The sequence below is a fragment of the Alcanivorax sp. HI0007 genome (assembly GCF_001635525.1).
GTDB lineage: Bacteria > Pseudomonadota > Gammaproteobacteria > Pseudomonadales > Alcanivoracaceae > Alcanivorax.
Genome location: NZ_LWEJ01000001.1, coordinates 14,422 through 31,305 on the forward strand (window position 1 = coordinate 14,422; position 16,884 = coordinate 31,305).

Here is a 16,884-nt window from a genome sequence, read left to right on the forward strand (position 1 = left end):
GCATCGAATGAACGGTGCTGACTGAGTGGCCGTCGGCGATGTGGCGCATCGCTTTGTCTGGCCGTCGCCGATGCTTCTCTCTTGCCATCGCCTACCACCCAAATGTCTGTCGGAGATCCAATGCGAACACTTCAGGTGGCCCTGGCCGAGCGTAGTTACCCGATTCATATCGGTGCCGGCTTGCTCGACACCTTCCCTCTTGCCGAGCAGGTGCGCGGCAATCAGGTGATGGTCGTTACCAACGAGACCATTGCCCCTCTGTATCTGGAGCGACTGACCCGGCATTTTTCGGGATGTCAGTGCGATACCCTGGTCCTGCCGGATGGTGAGGCGTTCAAGACGCTGGAAACGCTGGAAAGCATTTTCGATGCGTTGATGGCCAAGCGCCACTCGCGCACGACCACGCTTGTTGCTCTCGGCGGCGGCGTGATTGGCGATATGGTGGGGTTCGCTGCCGCCTGTTATCAGCGTGGGGTGGACTTTATTCAGGTGCCGACGACGTTGCTTGCCCAGGTGGATTCGTCTGTTGGTGGCAAGACCGCCGTCAATCATCCCCGTGGAAAGAACATGATTGGTGCGTTTCACCAGCCGCGCCTGGTGTTGATCGACACGGATGTTCTGGCCTCCCTGCCGCAGCGTGAGCTGGCCGCTGGCTATGCGGAAGTGATCAAGTATGGCCTGATTCGCGACCCGGATTTTTACCATTGGCTGGAAACCAACAACGAAAAGCTGTTGTCCAGAGACACAGAGGCATTGTCTGAAGCGATCTATCGCAGTTGCGATAACAAGGCCCAGGTGGTGGCTGATGATGAAACCGAGCAGGGGAACCGTGCCTTGCTCAATCTGGGCCATACCTTTGGTCACGCCATTGAGACGGCCACGGGTTACAGTCAGTGGTTGCACGGAGAGGCAGTCGCGGTCGGCATGCTCATGGCAGTGAATATGTCGGTCAGGCTGGGCTGGGTAGACGCGGGTTTGGAGGCCGGGCTGGCCGATGTGCTGGCACAATGGCAGTTGCCGGTGGCAACGCCTGCCGGGATGACGCCGGATCAGTTCATGGATCTGATGTCGCTGGACAAGAAAGTACAAAACGGCCAGCTTCGTCTTGTGTTGCTGCGACAGCTGGGCGAGGCTGTGGTCACGGCAGACTATGATGCTGGGGCATTACGCCAGACACTGGAGGCTTTTTGTGGAACATGATGACGACCGTTTTTTCAGTGGTGCTTCCCGTGGCGATTATCTGGATGCGCTGACCGCCCATGCCGGACTGGGTTCCGTGGTGGCGCTGGAAGGCGATAGCGGTAGCGGTGTCTCTACGTTGCTTGGCCATACGGTGATGGCGTTGCTCGGCGACATGGAAATTGTGCGGATCGACGGCGCGGCGGAGCACAATGCCAACGTGGTCATTGAGGCTTTGCTGCGGCATTTCGATATCGACAGGGCAGCACTCCCTGACAAGCTTCGCGAGGCTCTGGCCGACGGCCGCATCCTGGTGGTGGTCGACAACAGTGAGGATCTGCAGGACGACGCTGTCGCTACCATGGCTGCCTTGAAGCAGAAGCTGGGCGCCCGCCTGGGGTATGTGTTCGGGGGGCTGCCGGGCACGGTGGAAAAACTCAAGGGCGCGGATCTGGCGCTGGATGATGTGCTCGATCTGCCTTCCCTGGTTGCTGATGACATTCAGGATTTTGCCTGGTTCGTGCTCGGAATCGAGTTGGAGGCGGACGAGGCTGACCGTTTGCGCCATGACAGTGATGGCAATATCGCCCGCCTTTTGGAGCTGCTGCGCAGCCAGGATGCGGGGGCGCCAATGATGATGTCCGCCTCTCGTGAAGAAGAAGCCGGTGTCGAGCCTGCTGCTGCCTTCGCGTCCCGCCCGGCGGATGACGATTCCCAGGAAGAGCTGTCCTTTTCCTCATCGGCAGTGGACGTCGAGGATGAAGACGATACGGAGTTTGATGACCGGGACAGTCCGGAAGAGGGGCAGGATCGTCGCGCCGCGGTGACGCCGCCATGGCGTCATGTGGCAGCGGCTGTTGGCCTGCTCGTTGTGGTGGCGATCGTCTGGTCGGTTTTCTCAGGTGGCAATGATGACGGCGAGGGCCAGGGGCAATCTCGTGAGCTTGCCTTGCCGGTGCCCGAGCAGCCCGCCACGGCAGATGCTGATGCCAGTGGCGCAGACGATGCGCCCACACGTCCGTTGGCCTCTTCCATGGAGCCGGTGGCGAGATTGGAGGATCTGCCGGAACGTCAGTCACCAGAGTCCGAGCCGGAAGCCAATGAGGAAGCGGCCAATGTGTCCCTGACGCCGGTGACGGACCCGGTCATGCAATCCGCCCCTGCTCGTGAGGAGCCTGAGGTGGCAGTGACACAGGGGCCGGCAGCTCAGGAATCTGAGCCTGCGCAGGGGCCAGAAACGCAGCCGGTGTCTGCGCAAGAGCCTGATCAGCCGGATACGGTGCCTGCCAGTGAGCCGGCCCTCAGCGGGCTGGATGCGGAACTGGGCTATCAGCGGGAAGACTGGCTGGCGACCTTGGACGACAGCCGCTGGTTTCTGCAGATTACGGTCACCAGTCAGGAGGCCAGCGCGCGTGGGGTGCTGGATCAGCTGGAGCGCAAAGGGGCCTATTATCGGGCTGAGCGGAACGGGAAATCCGTCTATCTGGTGCTCTCAGGGGACTATTCCAGCCGTCAGGCTGCCCTGGATGCAAAGTCGACGTTGCCTGCAAAGTTGCGCTCAGCGGGGCCTTTTCCCCGCAAGATGGCCGACATTCGCAGCGAGCTCTGAAAACAAAAATGGCCTTTGGGTGACTGTTCAATTTGTCGCCCAAGGGCGCAATGTGTAGAATGCATATCCCTTTTTTGCCGTCACCACTATCCTGACGCCATTCGCCTTCTGTAAGTCTCTGAATTTCAAGAGGAAAGGTTTTGATGCAGCAGAACTCAACGCTGGTGCGGGGGCTCACTGAGCCCGGAGAATTCCGGGACAACTGTGGTTTTGGTCTGATTGCCCATATGGAGGGCAACGCCAGCCACGAGCTTTTGCAAACGGCCATCGAAGCACTGACATGTATGACTCACCGGGGCGGCATTAATGCCGACGGAAAAACCGGTGATGGCTGCGGTCTGTTGCTCAAGAAACCCGATTCTTTCTTCCGCAAGGTTGCGGAGGCCCAGTCCATTACCTTGCCGGAAAACTACGGCGTGGGGATGGTATTCACCCACCCGGACGCGGCCCAGGCTGACGCCCAGAAAGCGGCTATCAATGCCGCGCTGGAAGCCCAGGATGTGCAGGTGCTGGGCTGGCGGGAAGTGCCCACTGACGACGCCTGTCTCGGTGACCTGGCCCGTGCTTCCCTGCCCGGCTTCTGGCAGGTGCTGGTGGCGGCCGACGGCAACACCGAGCAGGAGCTCAACCGCCGCCTGTTCTTTGCCCGCCGCCACGCGGAAAAGGCCATCGAGAACGATGGTTACTTCTACGTCTGCTCCCTGTCGGCCTCGGTGATCTCCTATAAGGGTCTGATGATGCCGGTGGATCTGCCGGCGTTCTTCCCGGACCTGGGTGACAGCGCCATGGAAACCGCCATTGTGGTGTTCCATCAGCGCTTTTCCACCAACACCCTGCCGCAGTGGCCGCTGGCCCAGCCGTTCCGTTACCTGGCCCACAACGGTGAGATCAACACCGTGCAGGGTAACCGTAACTGGGCGCTGGCCCGGGAAAACAAGTTCGAAAACGAACTGCTGCCCGGCCTGGAAGAGCTCAGCCCGCTGGTCAACCGTACCGGTTCCGACTCCTCCAGCATGGACAACATGCTGGAAGTGTTGCTGGCTGGGGGTATGGATCTGTTCCGCGCCGTGCGCATGATGATCCCGCCGGCCTGGCAGAACGTGGAAACCATGGATTCGGATCTGCGTGCCTTCTACGAATATAACTCCATGCACATGGAGCCCTGGGACGGTCCTGCCGGCCTGGTGATGACCGATGGCCGTTATGCGGTCTGTATGCTTGATCGTAATGGTTTGCGCCCGGCTCGCTGGGTAGTGACCAAGAACGGTTTTATTACCCTGGCTTCGGAAATCGGCGTTTACGGCTACAAGCCGGAAGACGTGGTGGCCAAGGGCCGGGTCGGACCGGGCCAGATCCTGGCCGTGGATACCGAAACCGGCGAGGTACTGCACACCAAGGACATCGACAACCGTCTCAAGGTGCGTCACCCCTACCGGGACTGGCTGAAAGGCAATGCCCTGCGCATCGAAGCGGACTACGACCACGAAGTGGAGCGTACCGACGAGGTGGATCAGCAGGACCTGCTGAGCTATCAGAAATTCTTCCAGATCAGCTTCGAAGAGCGCGATCAGGTGCTGCGCCCTCTGGCCGAATCCGGCCAGGAAGCCACCGGTTCCATGGGCGATGACACGCCCATGGCGGTGCTGTCACGCCGTGAGCGTTCCCTGTATGACTACTTCCGGCAGCAGTTTGCCCAGGTGACCAACCCGCCCATCGATCCGCTGCGCGAAGCGATCGTGATGAGCCTGGAAACCTGTGTGGGTGCCGAACGGAACGTGTTCGAGGAAACGGCGGACCATGCCGACCGGGCGATTTTGTCCACGCCGGTGCTGTCCCATTCCAAGTTCACCAACCTGATGAAGATCGATCGTCCCGGATACGATGTGGCCAAGCTGAGCCTGCATTACGATCCGCAGATTGGTCTGCGCAAGGCGGTGGAAAACCTTTGCGAACAGGCTGCCCAGGCGGTCCGCGATGGCAAGGTGATCCTGGTGCTTACCGATCACGGTATTGTCCAGGACAAGCTGACCATCCACGCCTTGATGGCTACCGGCGCGGTGCACCATTCCCTGACCGAAAAAGGGCTGCGCTCCGACGCCAATATCATCGTGGAAACCGCCACCGCCCGTGATTCCCATCACTTCGCGGTGCTGTTTGGTTTCGGCGCCACCGCCGTCTACCCGTATCTGGCCTACGACGTGATCTCCGACATGGTGCGTTCCGGCGAGCTGCTCGGTGATGCGGTGGAACTGCAGAAGAATTTCCGCAAAGGCATCAACAAGGGCCTGATGAAGATCCTCTCCAAGATGGGGATTTCCACCATCACCTCCTACCGGGGTGCCCAGCTGTTTGAAGCCGTGGGTATCGCCAGTGATGTGGTGGATCTGTGCTTCCGGGGTGTGCCCAGCCGTATCCAGGGTGCCAGCTTCGAGGATTTCGAGGCGGACCAGCAGAACCTGGCCAAGGACGCCTGGAAACAGCGCAAGCCCATTGATGCCGGCGGTATTCTCAAGTACATCCACGGCAAGGAATATCACGCCTTCAATCCGGACGTGATCTACGCTCTGCACCGGGCCACCCAGGACGGTGACTACGATGCCTACAAGGAATACGCCGAGCTGGTGAACAAGCGCCCGGTGGCCACCTTGCGGGATCTCTTTGCTCTGCGTGATGATGTGGACGCCATCGACGTGGAAGAGGTGGAGCCGCTGGAGAACATCCTGCTGCGCTTCGATTCCGCGGGTATGTCCCTCGGCGCCCTGAGCCCGGAGGCCCACGAGGCCATCGCCACCGCCATGAATCGTCTGGGCGGTCGTTCAAACTCCGGTGAGGGCGGCGAAGACCCGGCCCGTTACGGCACCGAGCGTGTATCCAAGATCAAGCAGATCGCCTCTGGTCGTTTCGGCGTGACCCCGCATTACCTGGTCAACGCGGAAGTGCTGCAGATCAAGGTGGCCCAGGGCGCCAAGCCCGGCGAGGGCGGCCAGCTGCCCGGCGGCAAGGTGAATGCGCTGATCGCGCGTCTGCGTCACTCCGTGCCCGGCGTGACCCTGATCTCGCCGCCGCCGCACCACGATATCTATTCCATTGAGGATCTGGCCCAGCTGATCTTCGACCTCAAGCAGGTCAACCCGGATGCCCAGGTGTCCGTGAAGCTGGTGTCCGAGCCTGGCGTGGGGACCGTGGCCTCCGGTGTGGCCAAGGCCTACGCGGACCTGATCACCATTTCCGGCTACGATGGCGGTACCGCGGCCAGCCCGCTGACTTCCATCCGCTATGCGGGCTCTCCCTGGGAGCTGGGTCTGGCGGAAGCCCATCAGGCCCTGCGTGGCAACGACCTGCGTGACAAGATCCGGTTGCAGACCGATGGTGGCCTGAAGACCGGTCTGGACGTGATCAAGGCGGCCATCCTGGGTGCCGAGTCCTTCGGTTTCGGCACCGTGCCCATGGTGGTGCTGGGTTGTAAGTACCTGCGTATCTGCCACCTGAACAACTGCGCCACCGGTGTGGCCACCCAGCGTGACGATCTGCGCAAGGAGCACTTCATTGGTGCCCCCGAGCTGCTGATCAACTACTTCACCTTTGTGGCCAAGGAAGTCCGTGAGCTGCTGGCGTTGCTGGGCGTGAAAAGCATTCCCGAGCTGATCGGTCGTACCGACCTGCTGAAAGTGCTGGAAGGCGAGACCGTGCGTCAGGGCAAGCTGGATCTGACCCCGATCCTGCGCAACGACCTGGTGCCGGCGGACAAGCCCACCCACTGTCAGGTCAGCCGTAACGAGCCGTTCGACAAGGCGTTGCTGAACCAGAAGATGGTGGAAGACATGTTGACCGCCATCGACAGCAAATCCGGCGGTTCCTTCCACTATGAGATCACCAACTGTGATCGCTCCGTGGGGGCCCGGGTGTCCGGCGAGATTGCCAAGCGTCACGGTAACCTGGATATGGAAACGGCGCCGATCAAGGTGCGTTTCACCGGTACCGCGGGTCAGAGTTTCGGTGTGTTCAACGCCGGCGGCCTGCATATGTACATCGAAGGTGATGCCAACGATTACGTGGGCAAGGGCATGGCTGGCGGCAAGCTGGTGATTCGTCCGCCCAATGGTAGCCCGTTCAAGAGCCAGGAAACCGCCATCATCGGTAACACCTGTCTGTACGGGGCGACTGGCGGCAAGTTGCTGGCGGCCGGGACGGCCGGTGAGCGTTTCGGGGTACGTAACTCCGGCGCCCACGCCGTAGTGGAAGGCGCCGGCGATCACTGCTGTGAGTACATGACCGGCGGTTCCATCACCGTGCTGGGTCGCACCGGACATAACTTCGGTGCCGGCATGACCGGTGGTTTCGCCTTTGTACTGGACGAGGACAACGACTTCTTCGACCGCATCAACCCGGAACTGATCGAACTGCATCGCATCAGCTCCGAAGCCACCGAATCTCACCGCAGTCACCTGCGGGGCGTGATCTCCGATTACGTGCAAGAGACCGGCAGCGAATGGGGCCAGTACATTCTGGATAACTTTGATGCCATGAGCCGCAAGTTCTGGCTGGTTAAGCCCAAGGCCGCAAGCCTGGAAAACCTGCTCAAGAGCACGCGTGCCAATCCGGCATAACGGGGGAGACCATGGCTGAACGTTTGAGCAACAACTTCCAGTTTCTCGACGTGCCCCGGCACGATCCGAAGAAAAAGGACATTGAAGACCGCAAGCACAAGTACGAGGAAATCTACTACCCGTTCGAAACCCGGGAAGTGGAGCACCAGGCACATCGTTGCCTGCACTGCGGCAACCCGTACTGTGAGTGGAAGTGCCCGGTGCACAACTACATTCCCAACTGGTTGAAGCTGATCAGTGAAGGCAACCTGATGGAAGCGGTGGAGCTGAGTCACCAGACCAACTCCCTGCCGGAAGTCTGTGGTCGTGTCTGCCCGCAGGACCGTCTCTGTGAAGGGGCCTGTACCCTGAATGACGGTTTCGGTGCGGTCACCATCGGTGCCACCGAGAAGTACATCACCGACACCGCCCTGGCCATGGGCTGGCGTCCGGACATGTCCAAGGTGGTATGGACCGACAAGAAGGTCGCCGTAATCGGTGCCGGCCCCGCGGGTATTGGCTGTGCTGACGTGCTGGTACGCAGTGGCGTCAAGCCGGTGGTCTTCGACCGTTATGAGGAAATCGGCGGTCTGCTGACCTTTGGTATACCTGAGTTCAAGCTGGAAAAACCGGTCATGGCCAAGCGCCGTGAGGTGTTTGAAGGCATGGGCGTGGAATTCCGTCTGGGCGTGGAAGTGGGCAAGGACATCACCATTGATGAACTGCTGGCTGACTACGATGCGGTCTTCATGGGGATGGGTACCTATACCTACATGAAGGGCGGTTTCCCCGGTGAAGACCTGGAGGGTGTGCATGAGGCGTTGCCGTTCCTGGTGGCCAATGCCAACCGCAACCTGGGCTTCGAGAAAGATCCTGCCGACTTCATCGACATGAAAGGCAAGCGTGTTGTGGTGCTGGGGGGTGGTGATACCGCCATGGACTGCAACCGCACCTCCATTCGCCAGCAGGCGGACAGCGTGGTCTGCGCCTACCGCCGCGACGAAGAGAATATGCCCGGTTCCCGTAAGGAAGTGGCCAACGCCAAGGAAGAAGGCGTGCAGTTCCTGTTCAACCGTCAGCCCATCGAAGTGGTGGGAGAAGACGGCAAGGTCACCGGCGTGAAAGTCGTGGAAACCAAGCTGGGCGAGCCGGACAACAACGGTCGTCGTCGTCCCGAGCCAATTCCGGGCAGTGAGGAAATTCTGCCGGCGGATGCGGTGATTGTGGCCTTCGGTTTCCGTCCCAGTCCGGCGGACTGGTTCGAGCCCAAGAATGTGGCTACGGACGATTCCGGTCGTGTGCAGGCGGCGGAAGAGCAGGAATTCCCGTTCCAGACCAGCAATGAGAAGATCTTTGCCGGCGGCGACATGGTGCGCGGCTCCGACCTGGTGGTGACCGCCATCTGGGAAGGGCGCGAAGCGGCCAAGGGTATTCTTGATTATCTGGATGTATGAATCCGGTCAGGCATCTGATGTCTGACGCCGGATGCAAAAGGCCCGCATTGCGGGCCTTTTTGTTATGCGCACAGAGCCCGGAATAGGGTAAAGTGCGGGGTTCTGTAATGTGTTTCAGGGCGACCGGCGTCAGGCGTCCGATGTCAGACCGATAGGATCAATAATGACTTTCGCACCCCTCCAAAACGACCGTTTTCTGCGTGCTCTGAACCGTGAACCCGTTGATCAGACACCGGTGTGGATGATGCGCCAGGCCGGGCGTTATTTGCCGGAATACCGGGCCAGTCGCGAGCATGCCGGCTCGTTCATGGATCTGTGCCAGAACGCGGATCTGGCCTGCGAGGTCACCCTGCAGCCACTGGAGCGGTACCCGCTGGATGCCGCGATTCTGTTCTCGGATATCCTGACCATCCCCGATGCCATGGGCTTGGGGCTGTATTTCGAGACCGGCGAAGGGCCGAAATTCCGCAAGGTCGTGCGTACAGAGGAAGACGTGGCGGCGTTGCCAATCCCGGATGCGGAAAGCGACCTGGGTTATGTGATGAAGGCGGTGAGTACCATTCGTGGCGCGCTCAATGGCCGGGTTCCCCTGATCGGCTTTTCCGGCAGTCCCTGGACCCTGGCCACCTATATGGTCGAGGGTGGCTCCAGCAAGGATTTTCGCCATCTCAAGGGTATGGTCTACAGCCAGCCAGAGTTGGCTCACGCCCTGCTGGACAAGCTGGCACAGTCGGTGACCTCCTATCTCAACGCCCAGATTCGTCATGGTGCGCAGGCAGTACAGATCTTTGACACCTGGGGCGGCGCCCTGTCCGCGGAGGCCTACCAGCAGTTTTCCCTGAAATACATGCAGCAGATCGTTGACGGCCTGATCCGGGATCACGAAGGCCGCAAGGTGCCGGTGATCCTGTTTACCAAGAACGGCGGCCTGTGGCTGGAATCCATGGCAGCGAGCGGCTGTGATGCCCTGGGACTGGACTGGACCATCAACATCGGTGAAGCCCGTCGTCGTGTCGGCCACAAGGTGGCCTTGCAGGGCAATATGGACCCGGCGGTGCTATACGCTTCCCCGGATGCGATCCGTGCGGAAGTGAAGCGAATTCTTGAGGATTTTGGTGACCACCCGGGCCATATTTTCAATCTGGGGCACGGTATTACCCCGCAGGTGGATCCGGCCCACGCCGGCGTCTTTATTGACGCTGTGCAGGAATTCAGCAGGAAATAACAAGGCGGTAAGCGACGAGCTGCAAAGCGAATTCCCGGGTTCCGGGAGGCAAGTTTCGAAAGACAAGGCCAAGCTTGCGTTGCGCTTCTTTCAACTCGTGTCCCGACACCCAGGGGGCGCGCGTTGTATCTCCAGGATCTCAGGGGGGGGGGCGCCGGAAATCGGGTCACGCGCCAATCTTGCGCATCTGATACACGTTATGTGAGATGGCAACCACCTCGCCATTGGCGTCTTTCAATTCCACGTCCCACTCGAAATCGCACTTGCCCACCTCTTCCGTGGTGCTTTCGATGCGTGCAATTTCCTCTTCACTCAGGGTGATCTCCACGGTGATATCCGTGGTGGCCGGGCGACGAAAGCGGATCGCCATGTCCTTGACGATGGGGTAAAAGCGTTTGGTGTCGAAGGAAGTCAGGTAGATCACTCCGCCGGGCAATTCGGCGATGGTGTAGAGGGCGCCCGCATACATGATGCCCACATGATTAAGATTGGGTTCAAGGGGCATCATCATTTTGCAGTAGCCCCGTTCCACATCCAGGGTTTTCACCCCGCAGCGCTCCACAAACGGAAAGGTCTTGTCACTGGCGGCTTTGATAAGGGTTTTCTGTTCTTCAGAAAGGGCCATGCTGTTTCTCCTTCAGTTGAGAAGAATGCTAGCAAAGGCAACGGCGGTTGCCGCAAGCCGTTTTGATCATGGCGGTGGAGGAAATGGTCAGGGCAGCGAAATACGGTGGGCGAGGCACGAGGTACGAGGAGCGAAAGGCAAAACCGGTTTCTCTCTTCGAAACTCGTACCTCGAAACGCGCTTCTCAGTTAGTCCTTGAGCAGCGCGTCGGTTTTGGCAGCACAGATAAAATCATTGCGGTGGAGGCCGCCAATCTTGTGGGTCCACCAGGTGACGGTGACCTTGCCGTACTCGGTGAGGATGGCGGGGTGATGGCCCTCATCTTCAGCCAGTTCGGCCACGCGATTGGTAAAAGTCAGTGCCTCGGCAAAATCGCCGAACGGGAACACCCGTTGCAGTTTTTCAATACCGTCTTCTTCCACCAGAATCCAGTCTGGGATCTGGCCGTGTAACTCCTGGCGTTCCTGATCGGTTACCCGGGGAGCATCGGCTCGGCATGCGTCGCAGCTCTGTTGTGTCAATGAAGTCATAACAGCACGAATCGTTTTGAGGATGAATTTGAACAGCGACAGACCCGTAAAGAGGGTCTGGGCGCTGTTTCTTGTATGCGCCGGCAGCCCGGCGTCGCATCATTCTGAAACGCGGGCTACACAGGTTTAGTAAACACCTTGTCGGGCGCTTGTTGCAACGTCAGGCGCTTACGACGCAACGAATATCAGACAGGTTCACACAACCGGATCGGATCGCCGCTGGTGCCGCCGGGAGCCATTTTCTTCAGCAGTCGACGCAGCTTTTCCATGTCCGTGTCGTCGCGCACGCGACCGGGAATTTCCATGCCGTCAGCCAGATTCAACAGTACCGCCTTCATTTTCTCGGGCATCAGTACCGGTTGGCGATGCTGCAACACATAGATACGATCCCCGCGCTTGAACAGCATGAAGCCGTAGTAGTAAGTCCCGTTCTCCACTTCGCTGTCTTTGACCTGGGCGGCATCCACATTGATGCCGATAATGGCGAACAGGGCGCGGGGATCGGCGTCTTCCAGGAATTCCCGGTAGGAGGCTTCCGCACTGGTAATCATGGGGGCCTTGGCCACCACTTCACGCAGGTAGCTGTTCAGGGTCAGGTTGAGCAGGGTCAGATCGGAGGCAAACCGTGGTGCCTGGATCATCGGATGGTCTTCGGCGCTCAGGTAATCAACGCGAAACAGTCGCCCGCTCCCGTCCCAGAAGGTGGTGGAACCACCCTGACGGTCACATCGTTCGTCGAGCACCACTTCACCCCGGAAGGTGTTGATGCTCATATCCAGAATATAGGCGCCGGCGGGAGAGAAGTAGTAATCCCCTTGTCGTTCGCCCTGCAGATTCTGGCAGCTGGCGAGCAGTAGGGTGCAGATCAGTAACGCGGCAGTTTTGATTGTTTTCATTATTCGCCCCGGATGAAAAAAGCAGGTCGATCATAGCACAACCAGCCGGATGTGCAGCGATTGGCAGTGATCTTCAGGGCTTATTGTCAGAGCACCGGCAAGTCCGCCAACGGGATCACGGTTTTCCGGGGGTTGTTCTTGCGGCTGCGGTTATAGTGCCAGGTGGCCTGGTGAGGCTTGTCGTAGATTCTGGCTGGCAATTCCGTGATGGGGGTCTGGCAGGCGCTGATCTTGCTGGCCGCCTGGTTGAAGCGGGCAAGCAATTCGGTGGCAATGGGTGTCTGGCGCAGCGTCACGGCCTCGCTGCATTGCTGACCCTCGTCAGCTTGCAGGTAGTTCACTGCCGGTGAAATCAGTACATATTGCTGCAGCTGTCGCTGGCTGGCGTCAACCACCTCAATGCACTGGTGGACCCAGTAGTAATAACAATCCTGGGCCCGGGCGACTGCCGCGCAGCCCATGATCAGGAAAACCAGCAATACGCGGATCATGAGGGAATCCCCTCGCGCTGCTGGCGGGCGGGTTCCCACTGCAGCAGGACGTTGTCGGTGATCAGGTGGTCGGGGATGCGGTGGCGTATCTTGTCATGGAGTTGTGGCAACTGACTCCAGTGGATGCCGGGCAGCATATGATGCGCGGTGTGATAGCCCAGATTCCAGGATGGCAGGTTGTAGCGCTTCAGTTCCACATTCCGTGATGCGTGGTAGTGGTCGTCAAAACCGGTGCCGGCGTGCTGGCCGTAGGTATTGTCCAGCAGCATGAACAACATGGCCGTCATGGGCAGGACGAAAAGAATGACGGCGTTCCGCGGGTCGTGCAGCAGCGCCAGCAGCAGGGGCAGGTTTGCAAGTACCAACAAACGGAGAAAGCGCCGGTATAACTGAGGGTGCTTTTGTCCGATCCGATGAATTTCCGGGTAGACCTTCAGGGTGTTGACCAGTACATAGCGCCAGCGGGGCATCAGCGAGCCATCCGCCTGCTGCCAGGAGGAGGGGTCCTGTTCCGGGTCCAGGTAGTGCTTGTGGTGGCCGATATTGTGATGCAGGGTCCAGCTCAGGGGGCTGGTGCCGGTCTGCAGGTAGAGAATGCATTCGAAAAGCCGGTTCAGTGGCTTTTTCACAAACACATTCACATGGTGATGATTGTGGCAGATGGCGCCACAGGACACCTGAATGGGCAGCAGTGCCAGCATGGCCAGCCAGGTCGTCAGGCCCTCGCTGTAAAAGAAAAGGCCCAGTTGAATGGCAAACACCGCCAACACCAGGGCTACTGCGGCACGATCAGCCCTATAGCGTACTAACATCTCAACCACCCAGGCTGATTTCTCAGCCTTTACTACGAATAATGGTTGAGTTTATGCCGTAATCCAGAGCGTGATGAAGACCACAAAAACCATTCTGCCGGGCGCAAAGGTCAATATGCTGATATTGCGCCAAGCAGAATGCTTACATCATTTGTGGTCAAAGGCTTACAGGCGACCCAGCAGATCCCGGGCAATGGCGATGATCTGCATTTCGTCGGTCCCCGCGTAGATCTGCAGGATTTTGGCATCACGCATCAGCTGTTCCACCCGTGACTCACGCATGTAGCCGTAGCCGCCGTGAATTTGCACCGCTTCGGTGGCTACCTCCATGGCTGCCTGGGCGGCATAGAGTTTCATGGCCGAGGCTTCCGCCAGGGTCATCTGCTGGCCCGCAGCAGTCATTTCGATATAGCGGAATACCATGTTCTGCAGGTTGGTGCGGGCCACTTCCATTTTGGCCAGCTTGAGCTGAATCAACTGGTTCTGGCCGATGGACTTGCCGAACTGGACCCGGTCATGGGCGTACTGGGTGCTTAGTTGCAGCGCCCGTTCCACCATACCCAGTGCCATGGCGGCCACGCCGGCGCGTTCCTGCATGAAGGTGCCCTTGGCGCCGCTGCGGCCGTAACCGTCCTCGCTGCCGCCCAGCAGTCGGTCGGCGCCCACCTTCACATCGGACAGGAACAATTCACCGGTGGGCGAGGAGCCGATGCCCATCTTCTTGAAGGGCTTGGACTGCTCAAGGCCTTCCATGCCGCTGTCGAGGATGAAAGAGACAATCTTGCGCTGGTCGGCGGGCACGCCCTCTTCATCCAGCTTGCAAATCAGGATGATGGTATCCGCATAGGGACCGTTGGTGATCCAGGTCTTGCTGCCGTTGATGATATAGCCGCCATTGCCGTCGCGTCTGGCCAGCGTCTTCATCTGTCCGAAGGCGTCGGAGCCGGCATTCGGCTCGGAAATTGCCCAGGCGCCCACCTTTTCCAGGGTGAGCAGGGGCAGGGCCCAGCGCTCTTTCTGCTCGATGGTACCCTTGCTCATGATGGCTCCACCGCCAAGCCCCATGGACACCCCCATGGCCGTGACAAGCCCCTGGGCATGTTTGCAGATTTCAATAATGGGGATCATGCGCATGGCTGCCTCTTCGCCGGCCATGGCAGAAGGGCCGTCTTTTTTCTTTTCCTCGACGGTTTCCCCGGCGGCAATGGCTTTCTCACGGGCCAGCTGTTTCTCGAAAGACTGCTTGGCCATGACATCCATGCCGAAGGTCTTGATCAGTTTGCGGAGGATGTCGTAAGGCGGAACACCGTTGTATTCGATGTCATCCAGTTGCGGCACAATTTCTTTTTCCACGAAATCGCGCACCATTTTCTGGATCATCTGTTGTTGTTCGGACCACTGGATCATGGGGCTGCCTTGTCTGTTGAATTGGTTTCAACAGTAGCAGGGCCGTGATGGGTGCCGCATTGATCAAAAAGAACGGAAACCTTGACGTCCGGGGTCAGTCCTGTGGTGCCGGGTGGGCGGTGATGCAGGGAATCGGATCAAAGCGGACCCGCATGATCAGGGCGCCGGGCCCATCGCTGCTGGCGGCGGCTTCGATATCCTCGGGACGCAGGCGCGGGTGCGTGCCGTCATAGAATTTTTTTGCGGCCCGGGCGTTCAGGGTCCGCTCGCGGGCGTTGGCGTAGCTCACGCCCTCGCCGCCCAGCAGGTGGCGCATGTACTCCGCACAGGCCACGTCTTCATCTCCCGTGGGGTGCGAGGCAACCAGTACCACGGTGGGCGGGTTCTGTTGCCGCAGATAGTTGACGGTGGCTTCCGCATTGACCAGGCCGGCCACCAGGACTTCCTTGCTGTCCTGGGCCTTCAGGGTGGCCACTACACCATTGGTGGTGCGCAGGATCAGCTCGCGATCCTGCAGGTCCGCCTGGTCGATTTCCCAGGGGGAGTTGCCAAAATCGAAGCCCTTGATTGGCAGCGCGTCCACTTCACCCGCCAACAGGGCGTCGGGCAGGTGCTCGTCACGCAGGGCAAAGGCCTGCTCCGCATTGGCCACCGGCCAGATACAGCGCAGTCCCCGGCGGAAGGCGTGATGGCTGGTGGTGAACGCCCGGATCACGTCGATCACCACAGTGATGCCGTGGATGTTGTGGGGCGGGTTATGTCCTTGGGCAATATGGACTTCCATGAATGATCCTTTCCCGGGAGACGTGTCAGAACAGTAAGCCCACGCCCCAGGTTGCGTTGTCGAAAATTTCCTCGTCACTGTCCTGATATTGCTCGACCGCAATGGTAAAGGTGATGCGGTCGCCCAAGGTCATACGGTCCTTGGGGGTGCGCTTGCCAGTAAAGAAATCCACCACCGAGCGGTAATTGAAATCGGAACGGAAGCGCAGCAGATCGCCGTGGTTACCGTAGCCGTATTGAATCTGGACGATGCGACCGAAACCGATACCGGCGTAGGCATTGTTGACCCGTTCCCCATCCGCTGCAGACAGGTCGTCTTCCCGCTGGTCAGAGCGTAGCGGGGAGTCGCCGAATTTTTTGGTGCCGATGCCTGCATTGATGGCCACGCTGGTGTAGTTGGCGTCCACAAAGAAACCGGTGTCCACATTTTCGGTGGGGTCGACACGGCCCACCGAGACAACGGTGCCACGGATCAGGGTAACACCGCTATAGCGGTCTTCCGCATAAGCATGGCTGGCAAAGGTAGTGGACAGAAAAAACAGGGTTATCGCGCTTATTATTGTTCTCATGGGTATCCCTCCGTGAACCGGCAGGCTGTTGAAAAGCCCCTGGCGTACTCGTTATGGCCGTTCTTGAAGGTGAGCGTTTCGATGGGTGGACAGACACCTTCAAAATTGTGCCCCTTTTTCCTCAAGGGGGCGATGCTGCAACTGCTGGGCATCATTATGCCTAACAGGCAGGTGAAATACAGCGCATAAGGCGGCGTTTGCGCAGTGAGCGCAATTGCGCATTTAACGCTCCGGTGTCCGCGCCAGGGTCCACACCCGTACTTCCGCGGCACCCTGGCGCAGCAGGCAATCGCTGGCGGCGCGGGCGCTGCTGCCGGTGGTCATGACGTCATCCACCAGTATCAGCCTCAGACCACTGACCGGTCGTGTACAGGCGAAGGCGCCGCGAAGATTGCGTTGCCGCTGGCTACGACTGAGGCCCTGCTGCATGGGGGTCGATTGGCGACGTTGCAATGCCGGTAAGCAGGGTATTTTCCACAGCGTCGCCAGGCGGTCGGTCAGTCGCTGGCTCTGGTCAAACCCCCGCCACCAGCGACGGTACCAATGCGCGGGCAGGGGGCACAGGGCATCCATCTCTGGCCAGGGGCAGGGTGTGTCCTCCAGTAATTTTTCGATGCCCCTTTCGGCGACCAGGTCACCGCGGTACTTGTAGCGACGAATCAAGTGATCCAGCGGGAAACGGTAATGCAGCGGGGCCTGACTGACGGTAAAGGATGGC

The 16,884-nt window shown here is 59.4% G+C and carries 14 protein-coding genes; 5 read left to right on the forward strand and 9 right to left on the reverse strand.

Going from position 1 to position 16,884, the window contains the following annotated elements; genetic code table 11:
* Nucleotides 1-120: 120 nt before the first annotated feature.
* The 5 genes from aroB (at nt 121) to hemE (ending at nt 10,053) form a co-directional block, all read left to right on the forward strand.
* On the forward strand, nt 121-1,200 hold the full coding sequence (gene aroB / locus A3714_RS00060) for a 3-dehydroquinate synthase (protein WP_062815709.1): 1,080 nt from the start codon (nt 121-123) through the stop codon (nt 1,198-1,200).
* On the forward strand, nt 1,190-2,788 hold the full coding sequence (locus A3714_RS00065) for an SPOR domain-containing protein (RefSeq protein ID WP_231866080.1): 1,599 nt from the start codon (nt 1,190-1,192) through the stop codon (nt 2,786-2,788). Before aroB ends, A3714_RS00065 begins: the two co-directional genes overlap by 11 nt.
* Before the next feature lie 143 nt (nt 2,789-2,931).
* The gene (gltB, locus tag A3714_RS00070; RefSeq protein ID WP_063509089.1) at nt 2,932-7,395 is read left to right on the forward strand and encodes a glutamate synthase large subunit; all 4,464 of its coding nucleotides are present in this window, start codon (nt 2,932-2,934) and stop codon (nt 7,393-7,395) included.
* 11 nt (nt 7,396-7,406) lie between these two features.
* Entirely contained in the window at nt 7,407-8,828 is a 1,422-nt protein-coding gene (locus A3714_RS00075) for an FAD-dependent oxidoreductase (protein ID WP_062815712.1), read from the forward strand.
* A 163-nt stretch (nt 8,829-8,991) separates the two neighbouring features.
* Nucleotides 8,992-10,053, forward strand: a complete 1,062-nt coding sequence (gene hemE / locus A3714_RS00080; protein WP_062815713.1) for a uroporphyrinogen decarboxylase — start codon at nt 8,992-8,994, stop codon at nt 10,051-10,053.
* A 166-nt stretch (nt 10,054-10,219) separates the two neighbouring features.
* Here hemE and A3714_RS00085 read toward each other — a convergent pair whose 3' ends face one another.
* The 9 genes from A3714_RS00085 to A3714_RS00125 form a co-directional block, all read right to left on the reverse strand.
* The gene (locus A3714_RS00085) at nt 10,220-10,678 is read right to left on the reverse strand and encodes a PaaI family thioesterase (protein WP_063509090.1); all 459 of its coding nucleotides are present in this window, start codon (nt 10,676-10,678) and stop codon (nt 10,220-10,222) included.
* A gap of 188 nt (nt 10,679-10,866) precedes the next feature.
* Nucleotides 10,867-11,208 (reverse strand): 4a-hydroxytetrahydrobiopterin dehydratase, encoded by a 342-nt coding sequence (locus tag A3714_RS00090; RefSeq protein WP_063509091.1) that lies wholly within the window; start codon nt 11,206-11,208, stop codon nt 10,867-10,869.
* 185 nt (nt 11,209-11,393) lie between these two features.
* A complete protein-coding gene (locus A3714_RS00095; protein ID WP_063509092.1) occupies nt 11,394-12,104 on the reverse strand; it encodes a hypothetical protein in 711 nt (236 codons plus the stop codon).
* 86 nt (nt 12,105-12,190) lie between these two features.
* Nucleotides 12,191-12,595: a hypothetical protein gene (locus tag A3714_RS00100; protein ID WP_063509093.1), complete on the reverse strand. Its 405-nt coding sequence runs from the start codon at nt 12,593-12,595 to the stop codon at nt 12,191-12,193.
* Nucleotides 12,592-13,407: a fatty acid desaturase gene (locus A3714_RS00105; RefSeq protein ID WP_231866079.1), complete on the reverse strand. Its 816-nt coding sequence runs from the start codon at nt 13,405-13,407 to the stop codon at nt 12,592-12,594. Before A3714_RS00105 ends, A3714_RS00100 begins: the two co-directional genes overlap by 4 nt.
* 165 nt (nt 13,408-13,572) lie before the next feature.
* Complete coding sequence (locus tag A3714_RS00110; protein WP_063509094.1) at nt 13,573-14,814, reverse strand: acyl-CoA dehydrogenase family protein; 1,242 nt, start codon at nt 14,812-14,814, stop codon at nt 13,573-13,575.
* A 94-nt stretch (nt 14,815-14,908) separates the two neighbouring features.
* Nucleotides 14,909-15,598 carry a 2-phosphosulfolactate phosphatase gene (locus A3714_RS00115; protein WP_062815719.1) on the reverse strand — a complete coding sequence of 230 codons (690 nt, stop codon included), beginning with the start codon at nt 15,596-15,598 and terminating at the stop codon, nt 14,909-14,911.
* Nucleotides 15,599-15,623: 25 nt separating this feature from the next.
* On the reverse strand, nt 15,624-16,166 hold the full coding sequence (locus tag A3714_RS00120) for a hypothetical protein (RefSeq protein ID WP_062815720.1): 543 nt from the start codon (nt 16,164-16,166) through the stop codon (nt 15,624-15,626).
* Between the two features lie 222 nt (nt 16,167-16,388).
* Nucleotides 16,389-16,884 (reverse strand): ComF family protein (locus A3714_RS00125; RefSeq protein WP_063527136.1); only part of this gene is annotated, 496 nt, incomplete at its 5' end.